This window comes from Novosphingobium sp. SG751A, from assembly GCF_013149295.1.
Taxonomy (GTDB): domain Bacteria; phylum Pseudomonadota; class Alphaproteobacteria; order Sphingomonadales; family Sphingomonadaceae; genus Novosphingobium.
On record NZ_JABGCB010000001.1, the window covers coordinates 243,257 to 260,602 of the forward strand.

A 17,346-nucleotide genomic window follows, 5' to 3' on the forward strand; every position below is an offset into this window, starting at 1 on the left:
CAGACTCGATATACACCAACTTAACGGATGGGCAATGGAAATTGCCGATTTGTCTCGTTTGAACCGCAATGACCAATCTTCAAAGATCCATCATCTGGCAATCAAACAACTCACTTATGCCGCCCATACCGCGCGCCAGTCCGGCAGTTGGCATAATGCCCTCCCCTATGACCCGATCCACCGAAGCCGCCGCGATCCGGCGTAGTGAACGCGGTATCCGTGGTGGCCGCGCGGCGGGGATGAAGTGAACAGGAGGGCAATTGTGGCCCGATTTGGCGCGATGGACACGATCAGATTGCGGATTTTTGCCGTCGCCCAAATGTTCTCATTTCGTTCTTTCCTACAAAATCGCCTCGCCATATGAGCCCCGCCCCGGAGGAGCGGGTTAGCACATTCTAACGAGGAGGAATTTTGTGCCCAAATTGCTAGACCCAGTTTCGGGCATCGAATGCAAAATTGGATGCCCCGTGTGTGACATTGGCTGTCACCTCACTCGAGTCATGATTGCAAACCTCTATCACGAGATAGAGCAATTGCGCCGCGCACAGCCACACGCAACGCGTCAGGAGTGGCTGGAGAACTTAGAGAACATCCGATCAGCTCAAGGCCATGTGCAAGCGTTGCAGACACGGCTTTTAAAGATGGGGCGGCCATTGGCGGCAGAATCGCCTCCAGAAGCGGAAGAACTACATCCGCTGAAATGGGAATATTCGTCTGGGCGGGATGCCCTTCATTGATACCCAGAGCCTCGACCAGCTTCTTGGCCTCATCAAGTTTGATCATGCGAGGCTTTTTGCTGGGGTCGGTGGTGAAAATTTCAGCAACGCGCGAAGTGGGAATGCCAATCAGGCGTGAGATCTTCGCCTGAGTGGTTTCCCCCGTCTCAAGCTTGAGGCGCAATTCCGCCAATAATTCAGCATGGCTCAACATTTTCCGACCATGCCAGCGATAGTCGCGCAAGTCCGCTTCGTTTATCGTAGTTTTTCCTTGCGATGGCACTACGTTTATCGTAGCATTTTTGACATGCAGACAGTTTCCGACATTCTGGAGGCCCTTGGTGGCGCAGCCCGTGTAGCCAGAGAGGGGCGAATTCCCCTCACCACTGTTATTGGGTGGCGTGATGCCAATTTCATTCCGGAATGGCGCAGGCCGACGATCATTGATGTATCGAAGCATCAGGGGCGTCCCCTTTCTATCAAGGATTTCCCGCCTGTTGAGGCGCGTGTTCCCAGAAAGCGCCCCTCCCCCCAAACCACAGGTAGGGCGGCATGAACGGGCATCTACTCATCCCTCGGCTGGGCGTCGACCAGGTTGGTGATGTGATAGCTCACGGGCTTCCCGCCAACCGTTTTGACGACACCATCAACCCAAAAGATTTGCTCGAACGGGTTCCCGTCGTGATGAAGGATGGCGTCCTTTACCGCGTCACCAGCGAAGGTGAGTTTTTTCTCTTTCGGCGTAAAACGGTCGATGATCCCAAAATCACCGCTTTTACCAGAAGGTGCATTGCGCATCTGGAAAAGTGCCATTGGCTCATTTTCAAACCGTATTTCATCAGGAAATTGCGAGTTCAGAAGGTGATTGGCATTATGGCTGATCGCGGACGCCTCCATTGGCGTCACGGTGTAGTGATTGATGATCGTTCCGCCCCTGTTGTCGATCATGTTTATGCGAGCGCCGTCTCCATCGATAGCAAGTGGGGCGACAAAGCTGGCGGCATTTTTGATCGTGGGTCGATCAAGCTCTTTGGCCTCTGGGGTCAGGTGCAAAATGGACTGCAGGACCGCATAAAACGAGCCTGCAAAGTCTTTGACCTTTTCGTAGGCATCGTAAAGGTCTGCTGCTTTCTGCCCAAGAGCGATCAACTCGGTAATCGTGCTGCCCGTTCTTACCTCGTGGACGAAAAGACGGGTTTCGCTATCGATCCCGTTTTCATCGGAGACGAAGCGCTTAAATTGATTTCCGAGCGCCGACAGAGAATTCGTCAAGTCGAGAAGTTCAAGCGGTCGCTTGTTTTTGTACTCGATTATTATGCTCGCTTCTTGAGTCATTCCGATTCTCCTTTGGAGAGTGATGAACATAGGATGGCCGAAGCTAGCGGGGTTTCAAGCCCTGCCAGCGGAGGGCGCGCCGCATGATTTGCCCCCGCGCGAACAGTTCCAAGCCCGTCTCGGGTCGCCGTGGTGGGCAGAGCGCAACCGCCGCCCACCCCAATTCGATTTTCATCATTCCTCATACCACTGTGGGTAACTGAAACATGACCCTGCAATCCACGGCAAAACGCCCTGTGTTTTCCGCTTATTCCGCGCTTTGCATCGTCGGTGACGCCCTCTCGCGCATCAAAAAGGACGATGGCCTGACATGGGCCGATGTTGGCGCGGTCCTCGGCAAGAGCGAGGATCAGGCGGCAAAGTATGCGGCCGGTGAGGCCGACATGGGGCTGGTGTCCTTTGCGCGAGGAATGCGCGAATGGAATGGCCGCCTTTCCGGCGAACTGCTCCAGCTTTGCAAGGACAGCCGCCCAGGCGCAGCATCGGATCGGATCGACGCAACGCGCGTCTTGCAGGCCGCTACCGCCCTGTCCGAGGCCCTGCAAACCGGCGACGAAATCACCATCGAGGCGATCCGCAAAAACCGTGCCGCGCTGGAGCGCGCCCGCGATGCCATCGACGCCCAACTCGGCAAGCTGCGCCCGGAGGCGGCTGCATGATCCCCGATGGCCTCACTCCGTCCGAGCCCACGCTGGAAAGCATCGAGGAGATTATCGCCTGCGCCGAGCGTCGGGTGAAGCGCGCGGGCCTGCGCCTTGAGCGGGCGCAGGAAGAACTTGGCGGCGCTGCTGCCGCGCTGGTGCGGGCGCGCGAGGACAAGGCGGCTTGGCTGCTGGCCAATCCTCAGGATCAGTTGGAAATGTTTGAGTGATCTCTCTCCCCTTTCCACCCTCTAGCCTGTCGGGCCATGCCAAGGGGCATTGGCACGGAAAGGCTGCTGTCACAGCCAAGTGGCGCGCATGGGCCAAGGCAGCCGCTTTGGCGGCCAAGGTTCAGGCACCTGCCACTGGTGATATTCTGGTGCGCGTGAAGTTCACGCCCCCGGATCGCCGGGGCGACCGGGTGAACTTTCCCAACCGCATGAAGCCGATCTTCGATGGCCTCGCGGATGCGTTGAAGGTCAACGATAGCCGGTTTCTGCCCAGCTTCGAGTTTGCGGCCCCTGAGAAGCCGGGCCGGATCGAGATTGAGATTTTGCCGTGAGCGATCTCCTTGCCCGCCTCATTGCTGCCGGTACGCCTGCCGATCTTGTTGCCGAAGTGGCGATGGAGATTGCGCGCGCCGATGTGGTGCGGCGGCAGGAGGCCGAAGAAGCGGCCCGCAAGGAGAAGAAGCGCGCCGACACCGCCCGCCGCCAACGCGAGTTCAAGGCCCGCAACCGGCAAGAGGTAACGCAAAGTAACGCAGATAACGCGTTACCGGCGTTAGCTGGCGTTACCTCCCCCGCCCTTTCCCCCTCCCCCAATGAAATTAATTCTAACCCCCACCCCCATACCCACCCGGAAACAAACACCGCGCGCACACGAGGGACGCGCCTTCCGGTCGATTGGGTTCCCGAACCGCTGACGGGCGATGCGGCCAAAGCCATCGCCCAATGGCCACCCGGCGCGCTGGAGCGCGAACTGGCCCGGTTTCGGGATTGGGCAGCATCCACCAGCGGCCCCAACGCCGTGAAGAAAGATTGGCAAGCGGCATGGCGCAACTGGCTCCGCAAAGCTCACGATGAAGGCAGGTATCTGAAACATGGCAACCACGAGCGAAACCAAAACCATCGGCCAGCAATTGCCCAGCCTCCCGGCGATGGGCTCACCGAAGCCCTGCGGCGCCGAGGGGTCTATGATTGCGTTGGCTATGACCGCTGAGCAGCGCCGCGACCTGCGCGCCATTGCTGCCGCCCCACTCCCGGTGCTGCGCACTTGCTCCGATGAGGGCTTTGACCGCTGCATGGCCGCGCTGAGCATCCTGCCGCGCCGCAAATCCGGATCGGACGAAGGCGCGGTGCTGCTTGAGGTCTATCGCCGCGCCCTTGGCGGCCTGCCCAGCGCGCAGCTTGTGTGGGTGGTCGATACGGCGCTGGTCCGCCTCAAGTGGTTTCCCACGATTGCCGAATTGCTGGAGATCGCGGGTGAATGGCGGCGGGATGATGAACACGCCCGCGCGCAGGCCCGCGCTGAGGCTGCGCTGCGCCATGATCGGCAAGCCCGGTATGACGGGGCCATGACGGCACTTAGCCGCGGCGAAATGGATCAGGGGGCGATTGATGCTCTCCCGCTGCCCTGGGCGCAGGCTGCGGCGCGTCTGGGCTGGCTGGTGGAGAGCGCGGGCCGGTTCGCCCTGCCCCGCCCGGTGGCTGGGCGGATCAATGGGGAAGCGGCATGACCGAAGCGCAGGATCTCTTTGCGCGTCTGGGCTTCGATCAGCGTGGCCGTTTGGCTCCCCAGCCTGCGCCCGCTCAGGTGTCCGCGCCTGCCGCCACCCTCTCGGAATACATCTGCGACCTGTTCGTGAAGCGGCTGAGCGATGCGCAGCTAACCGAGCGCAGGACCGCAGGCGCCTATCGCAACATTCGGCCCGAATATCTCAAGGGCTATCACCAAGCAGCAAGGGGGAAGTGATGAATATCCAGAGCGCCGGGCAAATGGACCTGTTTCCGCATCGGGCCGAACTGAGCCCCGCCGAACAGGTGGTTTACCAGATGATCTACGAGGCGGCCGAGAACAGCCAGCCCTGCCCGGTCAACATCGATTTCGAAGTCGCTGCGGGTTTCAATTCCAGCAGCATGGGTTCCGTCACGGTCGCGCGGCTTGAGGCCAAGGGCCTGATCAAGGTCGAGCGTTTTCAGAAATTCAGGGAGGTTGAAGTGATTGCAACGGGTAAGCGCACGGCGCGCGCATCGAACATGCATGTGGTTCGCCCGCATGTGGCGCGTGGCTTTGGCGCCGGGTCGCGCGCACCGCGTCCGACCGACCGCAAGGGCTATAAGCGGGGGAGGCTCTGAGCGTGGCTGAACTGAACGACAAGCAGCTTCGCTTTGTCGAGGAATATCTTGTGGACCTCAACGCCACGCAAGCGGCGATCCGCGCGGGCTACAGCGCGAAAACGGCTTATTCGCAGGGGGAGCGCCTGTTGAGGCATGTTGAGGTTGCCAGAGCCATTACAGAGCGGAAAACGGACAGGTCGGTCAAGACCGGCATTGATGCGCAATGGGTACTGATGCGCCTTGCCGGTGATGCCGAGGCGGATCTGGCCGACCTGTATGATGATGCGGGCGGGCTCAAGCCTATCCACGAATGGCCGGTTGCGTTTCGCAAGGGGCTGGTCGCCGGTGTAGAGGTTGAGGAACTGTTTGAAGGGCAAGGCGAGAACCGCACGCAGATTGGCCGGGTTCGCAAGATCCGCCTCGCTGACCGCCTCAAGGTGGTGGAACTGATTGGCAAGCATGTCGATGTGCAGGCGTTCAAGGAGCGGATCGACCATGGCCTGACCGATGACCTTGCCGCCGCGATCATGGCGGGCAATGCGCGGGTGGCGGGCGCCTGATGGCAGAGGTCAGCCCCAAGATGGAATTGGCGCGGCGGATTGGCGAGTTTCGCTATTCGCCGCGCAGCCATGCCCTGTTCGCCTATCCGTGGGAGAGCGAACGCTTGCCGTCCTCCGGGCCGCGCACATGGCAGAATGAAATGTTCCTGCAAATCGAGGAGCATTTGAGCAGCCCGGCCACGCGGCACACGCCCTGCCGGATCGCGGTTGCATCAGGCCATGGTATCGGCAAGTCGGCCGGTATCTCGATGGTGAACAAGTGGGCGCTCGACACCTGTGTCGATACGCGCGTGGTGGTGACGGCCAACACCGAGGGCCAGCTTCTGACCAAGACCGGGCCGGAACTGACCAAGTGGTGCCAGTTGGCGCTGACCTCAGATTGGTTCAAGCCCAGCGCCACCAGCATCGCCTCGCTGATGCGCGGGCATGACAAGGCATGGCGCACGGACCTTGTGACCTGGAGCGAGAACAACACCGAGGCTTTCGCTGGCCTGCACAATCAGGGCAAGCGCATCGTCCTGATTTTCGACGAGGCATCGGGCATCGCGGCGAAGGTCTGGGAGGTGGCGCTGGGCGCGCTGACCGACGAGGACACCGAAATCCTGTGGCTGGCGTTCGGCAACCCGACCCAGAACACCGGGGCTTTCCGCGAGTGCTTTGGCAAGGCGCGCAATCTCTGGAAAACCAAGCAGATCGACAGCCGCACGGTGGAAGGCACGAACAAGGCCTATCTGGATGAACTGGTGCGGACCTATGGTGAGGAAAGCGATATTGCTAAGGTGCGTGTGCGCGGGCTGTTCCCCTCGGCCTCCTCGATGCAGTTTATCGCGCTGGATGCGGTAGAGGCCGCCCAGAAGCGCCAGCCCTTTGATGCGCTTGGCTCTGAGCCGGTGATCTTCGGCGTGGACTGCGCGCGCATGGGCGATGACGAGAGCGTGTTGGCGATCCGCTGCGGGCGCGATGCCGTGTCGCGGCCGTGGAAGCGCTGGACCAAGATGGACAGCATGACGCTGGCCGGTGACATTGCGCTGGAGGCGGACAAATATCACCCCGATATGATATTCGTCGATGCGGGCAACATCGGGGCGGCCATCGTGGATCGCCTGCGCCAGTTGCGCCCCGATGTGCCGGTGGTCGAGGTATGGTTTGGCGCCGAGGGGCGCGATGCCGAACTGGAGCCGGGGGTGCGCGTCCACACCGCCAACAAGCGCGCCGAAATGTGGACCAAGATGCGCCATTGGCTGCGCGGCGCCAGCATCCCGCAAGAGGATCGCCTGCGGGACGATCTGATCGGGCCGACCTATTCATTTGGTGGTGACGACACCTCGATCCTGCTGGAGCGCAAGAAGGACATGAAGAAGCGCGGACTTCCCTCGCCAGATTGGGGCGATGCGCTGGCCTGCACCTTTGCCGAGCCGGTGATGCCGCGCGCGGTGCCGGGGTATCTCAATCCTGACAATTACGGGGAAAGCGGAGGGGATCGGTATGCGGAACTCGACTGATGGCTATGAGGCTTTCATCCATGGCATGATTGCCTTGGGGCATGATAGGCATTGGCTGCGGCGCAATGAGGCGGCGCTGCGGCGCAGGTTTGCGCGGGATGGGATGCCGTTTCCGCCGCTGCCTGAGCCGGAGCCGAGGGGGCGGGATCGGTATGAGGGGCTTTGAGAGTAAGCGTGTATTGGCCGCATGGTTGGGCATTGGACAAGAATTTGCTCGATAGACTTTAGACATCTAACTGAAATTTCGAAAACTTTAATACATTTATACCAATGAAAACAGAATAAATTACAAGCATCATTGAAAATTTTCAAATTTATCCGACATTAACACCAACATCACCGACTACAACGCAATGTACAGGGGTCTTAAATTCAGGGAACAACTGGATAAAAACCAGAACCAAATTAGCATATCGCCCATCTGGATCTAACTTGAGTCTAATGTTGAACCATCCTTTGGCTTCGTCGTCGCACTTGAATTCAATGTTCCTATCTTTATGACTAGAAGTATCTCCCACGTATTTTTCAATTTCCTGTGTGCGATTTAGAATAATATCTTGCAGAAACGGCTTAAATTTATCCAGTCCAAGTTGTGCAACGGCAAATGCATGCGCCGTCTTCGCCAGCCATCGCAGATACATGTCTCGAGAAATACTTCCTATTTGGGCCTTCACAAATTTTGCGCCTTTATCTCTTCCTACTTCTTGGCAAATAGAATCTATTGCAGCACGATCTCCAGTGTCCCACAAGCGCCCTTTTTCGAAACCAGGCGCTACTGGAAGCCCAAAAATCGCTGGCGGAGGTGATTCCCAAAGCACAATATACCATGGGGCTTGGGCAAGCGGAATTTTCTTGTAACCCAGATCACGGAGTTGTTGGCCATGTTTGTCAATTTCCGTGAAGGTAATCCTCATTTCACTGGGGCGATCTTTTGGTTTTGTCCTTGAAGGTGCTCCAAATTTCGCACGAAAGGTTCCAAGCTGCTTTTTTAGAACTTCTTGCTCATAACGCTGGATAATTGCCTGACACTTTACACAACATGCGTCCTTAATGCTGATAACATGGGCACCAAGGGCATACGGAATGACGTGCTCATCAGTAAGATTTTCCGAATGATTATTGCAATAAATACAACAACCAGGACTGGTTATTTTAATAGGCTTGAAATTATCTAGACTAATTATAGTAGAATTCATCATTCATCCTAATTGTCTAAATTTTTAAATTTATTAGTTTATATTAATTTTTACTAAAATATCAGCATCTGCCGAATCTTAGAAAATCCGAGATAGGGAGGCAAGCTCATTTCCCTCCCACCCCGCGATTCAAGCCCCACCCCATAAACGATAGCCAGCCTCCTAACCACAGGAGGCTCCTATCTGTTCCACCCCTGATATTTCGACGCCAGCGGAGCGGCAGGCCACAAAGGTTCCCGATGGCGGGGCGACCAACATTGGCGTTGATACCGCCAAGATGCGGCGCGCGGCGCTTGCGGGCCTGATGACCAGCCCGGCCGGGACGCTGAGCGCGCCCACCGTGGCCAAGCCGACCCTTGGCTGATGGATCAGGCCAAAGCCCAGACCCTGCGCCAGAGCCTGCAAACGCAGCTTGAGGGCATGAAATCCATTCGGACCGATTATGAGGGCGAATGGAACGATATTGCGCGCTTTGCCCAGCCTGCGCGCTCCCGCTTCCTGACCAATGCGCGGGACCGTGGCGGGCGGCGGCGCATCCGCAACAACCGCCTGCTTGACCCCAAGGGCATCGAGGCGTTCCGCACGCTGACCAACGGCATGACCTCCGGCCTGTCGAGCATTTCGCGGCCTTGGTTCCTGTTGACCATTGGCGACCCGGAATTGGCCCAGCATCCCGAAGTCAAGGCGTGGCTGGCTGAGGTCGAGAAGCGCCTCTACGACTTCCTCGCCTTCACGAACTTCTATGGCGCGCTCAAGGCGGGCTATGCCGAGTTGGGCCTGTTCGGGACTGAGGCCTGCGTGATGGTCGAGGATCGCCAATTCGGCGCGGTCTGCCATGCCATGACGGCGGGTGAATACTGGATCGCCATCAGCGCCTCGCTCAAGCCTGACACGCTGTTCCGCTATTGCCCGATGGACGTTCGCCAGGCGGTGCAGACCTTCGGCGCCCGCGTGGCGCCATGGGTGCGCCAAGCCTACAACGCCTCGAACTATACCCAGCTTGTCGAATATTATCAGGCGATCCAGCCCAACCCGGACTATAACCCGGAGAAGCTGGGCTCCAAGCCCTATCGCTCGGTCTATTGGGATCAGGGCGACACCCGCGCCGATGGGCTGACGCGGGTTTCTGGCTATGACGAGCAGCCCTTTTGGGCGCCGCGCTGGGATGTGGTGGGCGGCGATACCTATGGCGTCTCGCCGGGCATGGACGCCCTGCCCGCGCTGCGCGAATTGCAGATGCAGACCAAGCGCCGGAACGAAGCCATCGACGGCATGGTCAAGCCGGAGAAGATCGCGCCGCCCTCGGTGCGCCTGACCGGAGAGCCGGGGCGCACGGTACGCGGCACCGGTATTACTGCCGATCAGATCATCATCCCCTACCAGATACCCCATCAGGCGGTGCTGGCCATCGGCGGCGAGATCGACAAGCTCTATGTGCAGATCGACGCGCTTTCCTATGCCGACCTGTTCAACGCCATCACCAACATGCAGGGCATCCAGCCGCGCAACATGGAGGAGATCGCCTCGCGCAATGAGGAAAAGCTGACCCAGCTTGGCCCGGTGATCGAGCGCGTTTCGGATGAGAAGCTGCAACCGGCCATCGACCGCGCCTTTGGCATCATGGATCGCGGCGGGATGCTGCCGCCTGTGCCGTCTGTTCTGGCCCAAATGGCGGGGATGCCGATCAAGGTCGAGTTTATCTCGATCCTCCACCAGATGCAGCGCATGATCGGCATTGGCCAGATGGAGCGCGTGGTGGGCTTCATCGGCAATCTGGCAGGGGCCGACCCGACCGCGCTCGACAAGCTCGATACGGACGCCACGATTGACGAATATGCCTATCGCGTGGGCGCGCCGGTCAAGATGCTGCGTTCGGACGAGGATGCGCAGAAGATCCGCCAGCAGCGCGCCCAGCAGCAGCAAGCCCAGATGGCGGCCATGGCGCCAGCGGCGCAGCAGGGCGCGCAGGCCGCGCGTCTGCTCTCCGAAACCGATGCCGGGGGCCAGTCGATGCTTGATCGGCTTATCCAGCCATGAGCGGCTTTGACGGCGATGATGCCGAATATCTCCTGAATCGCCCGGAGTTTCTGCGCTTCCTGTTCGCCGCGATTCAAGGCGCGGGCATCCTCGGCCAATACGCTCCTGCCAATGGGCAAATGGGGCGCGATCTCGGCCATTTCGAGGGGCGCCGAAGCCTGGGGTTTGAATTGCTCATGCTTGCCGATGCTGGACAGCCTGAGCCGCTGCGTTCGCCCGAAGCGCTGGCAACGCTCGATCTGATCCTGCGCGAAGCCCTGAACCCCAAGCCCAAACCCAAGGACAAGCAACGTGACCACCGAAAGCCCGACCCCAGCCTCGACCGATACGCCGCCCTCGGCGGGGACGACTGATGCACCGCCCGCCGCCGCGCCGGAGGTTGCCCCTGTCGCGCCCGCAGCCAGTGAGGAAGGCGACCTTGAAACCGTGCTGGGCGGTGCGGCGCCCGAAGCAGGCGGCGAAGGCAAGGTAGAGGGCGAAGGTGAGGCCAAGCCCGAAGGCGAGGAGGCCCCGCCCGCTGGTGCGCCGGAAGCCTATGAATTGTCGCTGGAAGGCGTGACGCTCGACACGGAACTGGTCGCAGCGGCGGAACCGATTTTCCGCGAACTGAACCTGACCAACGATCAGGCCAATGCCCTGTTGCCGCTGGCCCCGCAGATCATGGAAAAGGCGCAGGCGTCCGTGGTGCAGCACCTGATCGAACAGGGCGCGTCCCAGCGCAAGGGCTGGCATGACGCCTTCAAGGCTGATCCCGACATTGGCGGGGCCAAGATGGAAGAAAGCGCCCATCTGGCCGCCAAGGGGCTGGATGGGCTCGGCTTCAAGGCCACCGGCTTTGGCGAGGGCGGCAAAGACCCCCACCCCTTCCGCGCCGCGCTCAACGAAACCGGGTTTGGCAACCACCCCGATATGATCCGCGCCTTTCGCGCCATTGGCGAAATGATGGGCGAGGATGGCCTGTTCCCCCGCGAAGGCGCCGCGCCGCGCGAGAATATTCCCGCCCACAAGGCCCTCTACCCCAACGAAACCTGAAAGGAGTGTGATCCATGGCCATTCTCGGCTCCACCTATTGGAATTTGATCGATGCGTTGAAGGCGCAGGACCTGAACGCCGAGGCCGCCGTAGCCGAGGTGCTGCATCAGTTCACGCCCTTCCTCAAGGACGCGAATGTGCAGTCCTGCAACAAGGGGACCAAGCACGCGATTTCGATCCGTTCCGGCCTGCCTTCGGTTTCGTGGGGTGCGCTCTATCAGGGCATCGCCCAGAGCAAGGGCAACTATACGACCGTCGAGGAAACGACCGGCTTTGTCGAAGGCCTCTCGAGCGTCGATACGCGCCTGCTTGGCCTCTATCCGAACGAAACCGGCAAGCTGCGCCTGATGGAGGCGCAAGGCTTTATCGAAGCCATTGCGCAGGCCTTGAGTAGCGCGATCTGGTATTCGGACGTTCGCACCTCGCCCACGCAGTTCCACGGCATGGCCCCGCGCTATAACTCGCTGGCCAACAAGAACGTCATCAACGGCGGCGGTTCCGGTTCGGACAATATGTCGATCTGGTTTGTCACCCATGGCGACATGCAGACCTCGATGCTGACCCCGCAGAGCATTGCGGCCGGTCTGCGCCGTGAGGACAAGGGCGAGCAGCGCGTTCTCGACGGCAATGGCAACCCCTATTACGTTAAGGAAGAAATGTTCTGCCAGCACGCGGGCATTGGCGTGAAGGATTGGCGCTGGAATACGCGCATCGCCAATATCGACGTGTCCGATGTGGTGGCTGGCACGGTCGTCCTGAACCCGTTGCTGCGCAAGGCCTATCACAAGCTGCAAGGCACCCATGCCTATCAGATGGACAAGCCGGGCGTGGCAGCGCCGGGCCGCACGGTCATTTACATGAACCGCACGGCCTTTGAGGCGCTGGATGCGGAAAGCACCAATTCGCGCGCCACGGACAATTTCATTCGCCTGACGCCGATGGAGATCCAGGGCGAAGAAGTCCAGACGTGGCGCGGCATTCCGATCCGCCGCGACGACACGCTGGTCGAAACCGAAACGCTTGTGGCATAAGGAGCAAAGGCCATGATCTGGGATAACACCCTCATTTTCAGCACCAATCAGGCTGTTACTGCCGATGCTGCATCGACCAATGTTCTCGACCTTGGCAAGACGGGCGCGCCCTTTGGCGGCTCGGCCATTGTGCGCGATTTGGGCGTGGGCAACGAGGTGCCGATTTCGGTTCTGGTGACGGAAACCTTCAACAACCTGACCTCGATGAACGTCAAGGTGGACCGTTCGCCGGACAATGCCACGTGGACGACCGTCTATCAGTCGGGCGAAGTGCCGCTGGCTAACCTTGTCGCGGGCTATCAGTTCAAGTGCCCGGCTGAACTCGATCTGGGTGTCAACGCGCGCTATGTGCGCCTGTATTACGACATCACCGGCACCGCGCCGACCACCGGCAAGATCACGGCGGGCGTGGTGGCTGCGCGTCAGACCAACAGCGCCATGGGCGTGGCAATCTAAGGAAGCATGACGATGGCAACCTATCGCGCCAATGGCAGTCCGATCTATCTGTGCGACGAAGGCCGCATGGTGGCCGATGGTGATCTGTTCACCACCAAGGCCATCCCCGGCAAGTTCTGGGAACCGCAGGACGATGAGGCGCAGGCCGCCTGCAAAGCCCGGTTCCCCGAAAATTACACCGCCGACGAGGCTCCGGCTGACGAGGCAAAAACCGGCCGCAAGACTTCCTGAACTTGGGGAGGGGCTGGGAGCAATCCCGGCCCCGTTTTCTATGGTGCGTTGCGCGCCTTGAAAATACTTTTCCCAAATGTATTCTCAAAGAAAGTTGCGCACCAAAGGCTACAGCAATGCCGAAATATGATCCGTTGCAGGAATTTCTTGAAAATTGCGGTTCGGATCGAATTTCATTGAGCTTCGATCAAATAGGAAGAATGGTCGGCGGCCTGCCGCCCACTGCATACAAAAACGATGAATGGTGGGCCAACGAGGATGTGCGCACCACTCGACATTCGCAGTGCAAATCCTGGCAAGGCGCAGGCTTCCGAGCTTCGGCACACCGCAATTCTAGGACAGTTGAATTCGTTCGGATATAACATTCTGCAATATGGCATTGAGTTTGCCCATTTACCTGCCTTCCATCGTTCTCTCGATTTTTCCGACTTAATGAGCCCGCGATTCAATCGCCGCTGAACTGAGCCTAGCAGGGGAACAACCCCCACCTCTGCTTAGGAGCCCGCCGCCTTGGCCTCTCTCATCACCCTCTGCAATGAGGCGCTGTCCACCATCGCGGCCGGGCAGATCTCCATGATCGACGAGCCATCCATCGAGGCCCGCGAATGCAAGCGCTGGGCGCCGACCGTGTTGGCGGAAATGGCCGATTGGACATCGTGGTCCAGCGCCATCAAGCGGGCGCCGCTGGCCCGCACGCTCAATGATCGCGGCGCGGAATGGCTTTGCGCCTATGCAGCCCCTGCCGATATGGCCGATCCTGTTGCCCTGCGAGAGCCTGAGGCGGATGCAGAATGGTTGCCGCCCTATGGCCCCGGCACCTTTCCCGCGCAGGACGCCATGGCCATTCCCTTCATTTATGAGGGCGGCAAGATCTATGCGAACATCGTCGGCGCGATCCTCGTTTACACCTCAAGCACTATGGACCCCGGCCTTATCCGCCCGCTGGTGCGCCGCGCCTTTGTGCTGGAACTGGCCGCGCGCCTTGCGCTGCCCATCAAGAAGGACGCGAAGCTGGCGCAGGCCATCAGCCAGCAAGCCGAGGTCGCGCGCAATCGCGCCATTGCCGACGAGGAAAACAAGAACCCACGCCGCGATCCTGAATATGTCTCGCAAGCCGAATGGGCGCGCATGGGGGTCGGCCTGTGAGTTTCCGGGTTGGCCAGGTCAGTTTCAGCCGCGGCGAAATCGCGCCCCCACCTCTATGCCCGCTTTGATGTGGAGGCATGGCAGTCGGGCCTGAAAACCGTGCTCAATGTGTTCGTTCTGAAATATGGCGGCGTGTGCAAACGCCCCGGCACCCAGCTTGTGGCCGAGGTCATCGACGCCAGCGGCGACAATCGCCTGATGCCGTTCCAGTTCTCGCTGACGCAGGCCTATGCGCTGGAATGGGGCAACCACTATGTTTCGCCCTGCGCCTTTGGCGGGCGCGTTCTGGATGGCACCACGCCCTATCAATGCCCCTCGCCCTATGCCGCCTCTGAACTGGCCGATCTGGATTATGAGCAAACCACCGATACGGTCTATCTGGCCCATATCGACCATGTGCCAAGCAAGCTGACCCGCAGCGGCAACACCGATTGGGCGGTGTCGGGGGTCAGTTTTGCGCCAACCATTTCAGCGCCGACCGGCCTGGGCGTTACCGCCTACATCCCCAATCAGGACCAAGGAAACAGCGGCGCGGCCTATTATCCTGTTCGCCAGACCTATGTCGTTACCGCCGTCAATGACGACACCGGCGAGGAAAGCCGGGCCAGCGCATCGATCGAGGTTCAGAACGATCTGAGCCTCAAGCGCAATTACAACTATCTGACATGGACAGCGGTGGACGGGGCGAGCCGTTACAAAGTCTATAAGGCTGATGAAAGCCAGTGGTTTGGCTATATCGGTACGACCGAAAAGCTGTGGTTCACGGATAACAACATCGGGCCCGCGCTCGATGAGGCGCCCCCTCAGGCCTATAACCCCTTCCCCGGCGCGGGGGATTATCCCTCCTCGGTCACGCTGTTTGAGCAGCGCTCCGTCTGGGGTCGAACCGCCAATGTCCCGCATGGCATCTGGGGCTCACGCACCGGGCGCATGGAAAATATGGACCGGTCGCGCCCGCTACAGGCCGATGACTGCTTTTCGCTGGCCATCGCCGGGGGCAAGGTCAACGCCATCAATCATGTGGTGGCCACTTCGGGCCTTGTGGCGCTGACCTCAGACGCGATCTGGTCGGTCGATGGGGATGGACAAGGCGGCGCGATCTCGGCGGCCTCTGCGCCCTCTGTGCGGCGCCAGAGCGGGCGCAGCGCCTCGCGCCTGAAACCGCTGCTGGTCGATAACGTGATTTTCTACACGCCTGCTGCCGGTTCAGCCGTCCGCACGATTGGCTATGACTTCTCGATTGATGGGCTCAAGACCAATGACGTCTCAATCTTCTCGCCCCATTTCCTTGAACAACATCGCATCGTGTCATGGTGCCATGCTCAAGAGCCGCGCTCTCTGATCTGGGCCGCCCGCGAGGATGGTGCGCTGCTGTGCTTTGCATGGGAGCAGGAGCAGAACGTGTGGGGCTGGACCCTGTGCGAGACGGACGGGCTTGTGAAGTCGGTCTGCTCGATCTTTGAGGATGGCGAGGACCGGGTTTATCTGATCGTCGAGCGCGTAATCGCTGGAGTGACGCGGCGCTTCGTCGAGCGCATGGCCTCGCATTGGTGGAGCGATGTGGCCGATACCTGCTTTGTCGATTGCGCCGTCTCGGCATCCTTCGATGAGCCTCGCCGCACCTTTACCGGCCTCGACCATCTGAACGGGCGAACCGATATTGCCGGGGTTGCCGATGGCTTTGTGGTGACGGGTCTGACCGTGACCGATGGCGCGGTGACGCTGCCCACCTCCCTGCCCGCCTGCCGCAAGGCTTGCTTTGGCATCCCCTATCGCGTGGCCGTCGAAACCCTGCCCTATCGCGCCAATCTGCAAGGGATCGGCATGAATGTGGGGCGGTCGCACAATGTCGGTGAGGCGGTGCTGATCCTGCGCAATTCGCGCCAGATCCTTGCCGGCATCGATGCGGATCATCTGTTCATGGTCAAATCGCGCATGACCGAAGCCTATGCCCAGCCCGACGAGCTGATGAACGGCGAATATACCGTCAACATGGACAATAAGGTTTCGGACAATGCGGCCGTCAGGATCGAGCAGACCGCCCCCCTGCCCTTCACGCTGCTGGGCGTGGCCTACGATCCGGTGATTAATGGCTAGGGCCGTCACCATCGTTCCGGCCCGCCATGCCCATATCGGGGCCATTGTGCGGCACATGCGCGCCATCGATGCGCTGGAATGCCGCGCCTTTGGCCGGGAGCCCAAGACCGCGCTGCGCGTGGGACTGGCCAACAGTGCAAAGGCGTGGACGGCGCTGGTCGATGGGCGCCCTGCGGCGATGTTCGGCGTGGTGGTCAATTCGGTGCTGACCGGCGATGCGGTGCCGTGGTTCCTCGGCACGGATGAGGTCTATCGCCATGGCCGGGAATTGCTGGCGTGGGGGCCGGGCCTGATCGAGCGCCTGTGCGATTCAACGCTGACCCTGCGCAATCTAGTGTCGGTCCACAACACCAAGGCCATCCGCTTGCTGGAGCGGTGGGGCTTTTCAGTGCGAAGGGAGGTGATCTTGTCCGCCGGGGTTGAGTTCTATCCGTTTGAAAAGGTGCCAGGCTGATGTGCGATCCCCTCACGCTTACCGCCGCGGCTGCGGCAACAGCGGCCATCGGCACAGGCGTCGGCGCCGTGCAGGCCTCCAGCATGGCCAACTATCGCGCGCAGATTGCCGACCGCAACGCCACGCTGGAAATGCAGGCGGCGCAGACCGAGCAGGAAAACACCCGTCAGGCCGCGCTCGACCATTACCGCAAGGTGGCCCAGCTCAAGGGTCAACAGATCGTCGGCGCTGCGGGCAATGGCGTGTCGGTCGATTTCGGGACTGCGGCCGATACGGTGAGCGACACCAACATGCTGGCCGCCGAGGACGCCAACCGGATCTATCGGCAGGGCTTTCAGGCGGTGCGTAATCACGACATCAACGCGGCGAACTATAGCGCCGAGGCAGCTTCACAGCGCTCAGAGGCGGGCGCGTCTCTGCTCAAGGGGGCCTTCGATATGAGCGGGACCGTGCTGGGCGGGGCATCGCAATATTCCAAGCTGAAGGCCGGTATAAATTTGGCGAACAACGCCCGGTCGGCGGCAAGCGGCATTCGTGTGACGAATGGTGCGGCGTCTGGGTGGGGGTTCTAAC

At 60.2% G+C, this 17,346-nt stretch carries 24 protein-coding genes; 21 read left to right on the forward strand and 3 right to left on the reverse strand.

Going from position 1 to position 17,346, the window contains the following annotated elements; translation table 11 throughout:
• Positions 1-34 precede the first annotated feature (34 nt).
• Positions 35-205, forward strand: a complete 171-nt coding sequence (locus FHW96_RS01340) for a hypothetical protein (RefSeq protein ID WP_172338757.1) — start codon at positions 35-37, stop codon at positions 203-205.
• Between the two features lie 293 nt (positions 206-498).
• On the opposite strand, the gene FHW96_RS01345 is transcribed toward FHW96_RS01340, so the two are convergent.
• A complete protein-coding gene (locus tag FHW96_RS01345; RefSeq protein WP_172338758.1) occupies positions 499-1,176 on the reverse strand; it encodes a helix-turn-helix transcriptional regulator in 678 nt (225 codons plus the stop codon).
• Here FHW96_RS01345 and FHW96_RS26625 point away from each other — a divergent pair.
• Entirely contained in the window at positions 1,090-1,272 is a 183-nt protein-coding gene (locus FHW96_RS26625) for a hypothetical protein (RefSeq protein WP_371815610.1), read from the forward strand. The genes FHW96_RS01345 and FHW96_RS26625 overlap by 87 nt on opposite strands.
• Before the next feature lie 8 nt (positions 1,273-1,280).
• On the opposite strand, the gene FHW96_RS01350 is transcribed toward FHW96_RS26625, so the two are convergent.
• Positions 1,281-2,051, reverse strand: coding sequence for a hypothetical protein (locus FHW96_RS01350; protein WP_172338759.1), 771 nt, complete (start codon positions 2,049-2,051; stop codon positions 1,281-1,283).
• A 206-nt stretch (positions 2,052-2,257) separates the two neighbouring features.
• Here FHW96_RS01350 and FHW96_RS01355 point away from each other — a divergent pair, with 206 nt between their 5' ends.
• Genes FHW96_RS01355 through FHW96_RS01395 form a run of 9 tightly spaced genes read left to right on the forward strand, consistent with a single transcriptional unit; the run spans position 2,258 to position 7,093 of the window.
• A complete protein-coding gene (locus FHW96_RS01355; protein ID WP_172338760.1) occupies positions 2,258-2,710 on the forward strand; it encodes a hypothetical protein in 453 nt (150 codons plus the stop codon).
• Entirely contained in the window at positions 2,707-2,922 is a 216-nt protein-coding gene (locus tag FHW96_RS01360; protein ID WP_172338761.1) for a hypothetical protein, read from the forward strand. Before FHW96_RS01355 ends, FHW96_RS01360 begins: the two co-directional genes overlap by 4 nt.
• Positions 2,919-3,254 carry a hypothetical protein gene (locus FHW96_RS01365; protein WP_172338762.1) on the forward strand — a complete coding sequence of 112 codons (336 nt, stop codon included), beginning with the start codon at positions 2,919-2,921 and terminating at the stop codon, positions 3,252-3,254. The genes FHW96_RS01360 and FHW96_RS01365 overlap by 4 nt, the downstream gene beginning before the upstream one ends.
• Positions 3,251-3,913, forward strand: a complete 663-nt coding sequence (locus FHW96_RS01370; RefSeq protein WP_172338763.1) for a hypothetical protein — start codon at positions 3,251-3,253, stop codon at positions 3,911-3,913. Before FHW96_RS01365 ends, FHW96_RS01370 begins: the two co-directional genes overlap by 4 nt.
• Positions 3,903-4,430 carry a hypothetical protein gene (locus FHW96_RS01375; protein ID WP_172338764.1) on the forward strand — a complete coding sequence of 176 codons (528 nt, stop codon included), beginning with the start codon at positions 3,903-3,905 and terminating at the stop codon, positions 4,428-4,430. Before FHW96_RS01370 ends, FHW96_RS01375 begins: the two co-directional genes overlap by 11 nt.
• Positions 4,427-4,666, forward strand: coding sequence for a hypothetical protein (locus tag FHW96_RS01380; protein WP_172338765.1), 240 nt, complete (start codon positions 4,427-4,429; stop codon positions 4,664-4,666). Before FHW96_RS01375 ends, FHW96_RS01380 begins: the two co-directional genes overlap by 4 nt.
• Entirely contained in the window at positions 4,666-5,049 is a 384-nt protein-coding gene (locus FHW96_RS01385) for a hypothetical protein (RefSeq protein WP_172338766.1), read from the forward strand. Before FHW96_RS01380 ends, FHW96_RS01385 begins: the two co-directional genes overlap by 1 nt.
• Before the next feature lie 2 nt (positions 5,050-5,051).
• Complete coding sequence (locus FHW96_RS01390; protein WP_172338767.1) at positions 5,052-5,591, forward strand: terminase small subunit; 540 nt, start codon at positions 5,052-5,054, stop codon at positions 5,589-5,591.
• Entirely contained in the window at positions 5,591-7,093 is a 1,503-nt protein-coding gene (locus FHW96_RS01395; RefSeq protein WP_172338768.1) for a terminase, read from the forward strand. The genes FHW96_RS01390 and FHW96_RS01395 overlap by 1 nt, the downstream gene beginning before the upstream one ends.
• A 314-nt stretch (positions 7,094-7,407) precedes the next feature.
• Here the strand turns inward: FHW96_RS01395 and FHW96_RS01400 are convergent, their stop codons facing one another.
• Positions 7,408-8,292: a hypothetical protein gene (locus FHW96_RS01400; RefSeq protein WP_172338769.1), complete on the reverse strand. Its 885-nt coding sequence runs from the start codon at positions 8,290-8,292 to the stop codon at positions 7,408-7,410.
• A gap of 360 nt (positions 8,293-8,652) precedes the next feature.
• On the opposite strand from FHW96_RS01400, the gene FHW96_RS01405 reads away from it, so the two are divergent.
• The 10 genes from FHW96_RS01405 (at position 8,653) to FHW96_RS01450 (ending at position 17,345) form a co-directional block, all read left to right on the forward strand.
• Entirely contained in the window at positions 8,653-10,326 is a 1,674-nt protein-coding gene (locus FHW96_RS01405; protein ID WP_253950671.1) for a portal protein, read from the forward strand.
• Positions 10,323-10,679 (forward strand): hypothetical protein, encoded by a 357-nt coding sequence (locus FHW96_RS01410; RefSeq protein ID WP_216650725.1) that lies wholly within the window; start codon positions 10,323-10,325, stop codon positions 10,677-10,679. Before FHW96_RS01405 ends, FHW96_RS01410 begins: the two co-directional genes overlap by 4 nt.
• Positions 10,618-11,358, forward strand: a complete 741-nt coding sequence (locus FHW96_RS01415) for a hypothetical protein (protein ID WP_172338770.1) — start codon at positions 10,618-10,620, stop codon at positions 11,356-11,358. Before FHW96_RS01410 ends, FHW96_RS01415 begins: the two co-directional genes overlap by 62 nt.
• 14 nt (positions 11,359-11,372) lie before the next feature.
• Positions 11,373-12,389, forward strand: a complete 1,017-nt coding sequence (locus FHW96_RS01420; RefSeq protein WP_172338771.1) for a major capsid protein — start codon at positions 11,373-11,375, stop codon at positions 12,387-12,389.
• 12 nt (positions 12,390-12,401) lie between these two features.
• The gene (locus tag FHW96_RS01425; RefSeq protein ID WP_172338772.1) at positions 12,402-12,845 is read left to right on the forward strand and encodes a Bbp16 family capsid cement protein; all 444 of its coding nucleotides are present in this window, start codon (positions 12,402-12,404) and stop codon (positions 12,843-12,845) included.
• Between the two features lie 12 nt (positions 12,846-12,857).
• On the forward strand, positions 12,858-13,076 hold the full coding sequence (locus tag FHW96_RS01430; RefSeq protein ID WP_172338773.1) for a hypothetical protein: 219 nt from the start codon (positions 12,858-12,860) through the stop codon (positions 13,074-13,076).
• A 510-nt stretch (positions 13,077-13,586) separates the two neighbouring features.
• Positions 13,587-14,222 carry a hypothetical protein gene (locus tag FHW96_RS01435; protein WP_172338774.1) on the forward strand — a complete coding sequence of 212 codons (636 nt, stop codon included), beginning with the start codon at positions 13,587-13,589 and terminating at the stop codon, positions 14,220-14,222.
• Between the two features lie 9 nt (positions 14,223-14,231).
• Positions 14,232-16,319: a hypothetical protein gene (locus FHW96_RS01440; protein ID WP_253950672.1), complete on the forward strand. Its 2,088-nt coding sequence runs from the start codon at positions 14,232-14,234 to the stop codon at positions 16,317-16,319.
• Entirely contained in the window at positions 16,312-16,773 is a 462-nt protein-coding gene (locus FHW96_RS01445; RefSeq protein ID WP_172338775.1) for a hypothetical protein, read from the forward strand. The genes FHW96_RS01440 and FHW96_RS01445 overlap by 8 nt, the downstream gene beginning before the upstream one ends.
• A complete protein-coding gene (locus FHW96_RS01450) occupies positions 16,773-17,345 on the forward strand; it encodes a hypothetical protein (RefSeq protein WP_216650726.1) in 573 nt (190 codons plus the stop codon). The genes FHW96_RS01445 and FHW96_RS01450 overlap by 1 nt, the downstream gene beginning before the upstream one ends.
• The last annotated feature ends 1 nt before the right edge of the window (position 17,346 follow it).

Excerpts from the sequence above, each read along its gene's own strand:
- FHW96_RS01425 (WP_172338772.1), top strand. The coding sequence starts at position 12,402 with ATGATCTGGGATAACACCCTCATTTTCAGCACCAATCAGGCTGTTACT.
- FHW96_RS01445 (WP_172338775.1), top strand. The coding sequence starts at position 16,312 with ATGGCTAGGGCCGTCACCATCGTTCCGGCCCGCCATGCCCATATCGGG.
- FHW96_RS01430 (WP_172338773.1), top strand. The coding sequence starts at position 12,858 with ATGGCAACCTATCGCGCCAATGGCAGTCCGATCTATCTGTGCGACGAA.
- FHW96_RS01360 (WP_172338761.1), top strand. The coding sequence starts at position 2,707 with ATGATCCCCGATGGCCTCACTCCGTCCGAGCCCACGCTGGAAAGCATC.
- FHW96_RS01340 (WP_172338757.1), top strand. The coding sequence starts at position 35 with ATGGAAATTGCCGATTTGTCTCGTTTGAACCGCAATGACCAATCTTCA.
- FHW96_RS01355 (WP_172338760.1), top strand. The coding sequence starts at position 2,258 with ATGACCCTGCAATCCACGGCAAAACGCCCTGTGTTTTCCGCTTATTCC.
- FHW96_RS01420 (WP_172338771.1), top strand. The coding sequence starts at position 11,373 with ATGGCCATTCTCGGCTCCACCTATTGGAATTTGATCGATGCGTTGAAG.
- FHW96_RS01345 (WP_172338758.1), bottom strand. The coding sequence starts at position 1,176 with ATGCTTCGATACATCAATGATCGTCGGCCTGCGCCATTCCGGAATGAA.
- FHW96_RS01400 (WP_172338769.1), bottom strand. The coding sequence starts at position 8,292 with ATGATGAATTCTACTATAATTAGTCTAGATAATTTCAAGCCTATTAAA.
- FHW96_RS01410 (WP_216650725.1), top strand. The coding sequence starts at position 10,323 with ATGAGCGGCTTTGACGGCGATGATGCCGAATATCTCCTGAATCGCCCG.
- FHW96_RS01450 (WP_216650726.1), top strand. The coding sequence starts at position 16,773 with ATGTGCGATCCCCTCACGCTTACCGCCGCGGCTGCGGCAACAGCGGCC.
- FHW96_RS01350 (WP_172338759.1), bottom strand. The coding sequence starts at position 2,051 with ATGACTCAAGAAGCGAGCATAATAATCGAGTACAAAAACAAGCGACCG.
- FHW96_RS01380 (WP_172338765.1), top strand. The coding sequence starts at position 4,427 with ATGACCGAAGCGCAGGATCTCTTTGCGCGTCTGGGCTTCGATCAGCGT.
- FHW96_RS01405 (WP_253950671.1), top strand. The coding sequence starts at position 8,653 with ATGGATCAGGCCAAAGCCCAGACCCTGCGCCAGAGCCTGCAAACGCAG.
- FHW96_RS01375 (WP_172338764.1), top strand. The coding sequence starts at position 3,903 with ATGACCGCTGAGCAGCGCCGCGACCTGCGCGCCATTGCTGCCGCCCCA.
- FHW96_RS01385 (WP_172338766.1), top strand. The coding sequence starts at position 4,666 with ATGAATATCCAGAGCGCCGGGCAAATGGACCTGTTTCCGCATCGGGCC.
- FHW96_RS01395 (WP_172338768.1), top strand. The coding sequence starts at position 5,591 with ATGGCAGAGGTCAGCCCCAAGATGGAATTGGCGCGGCGGATTGGCGAG.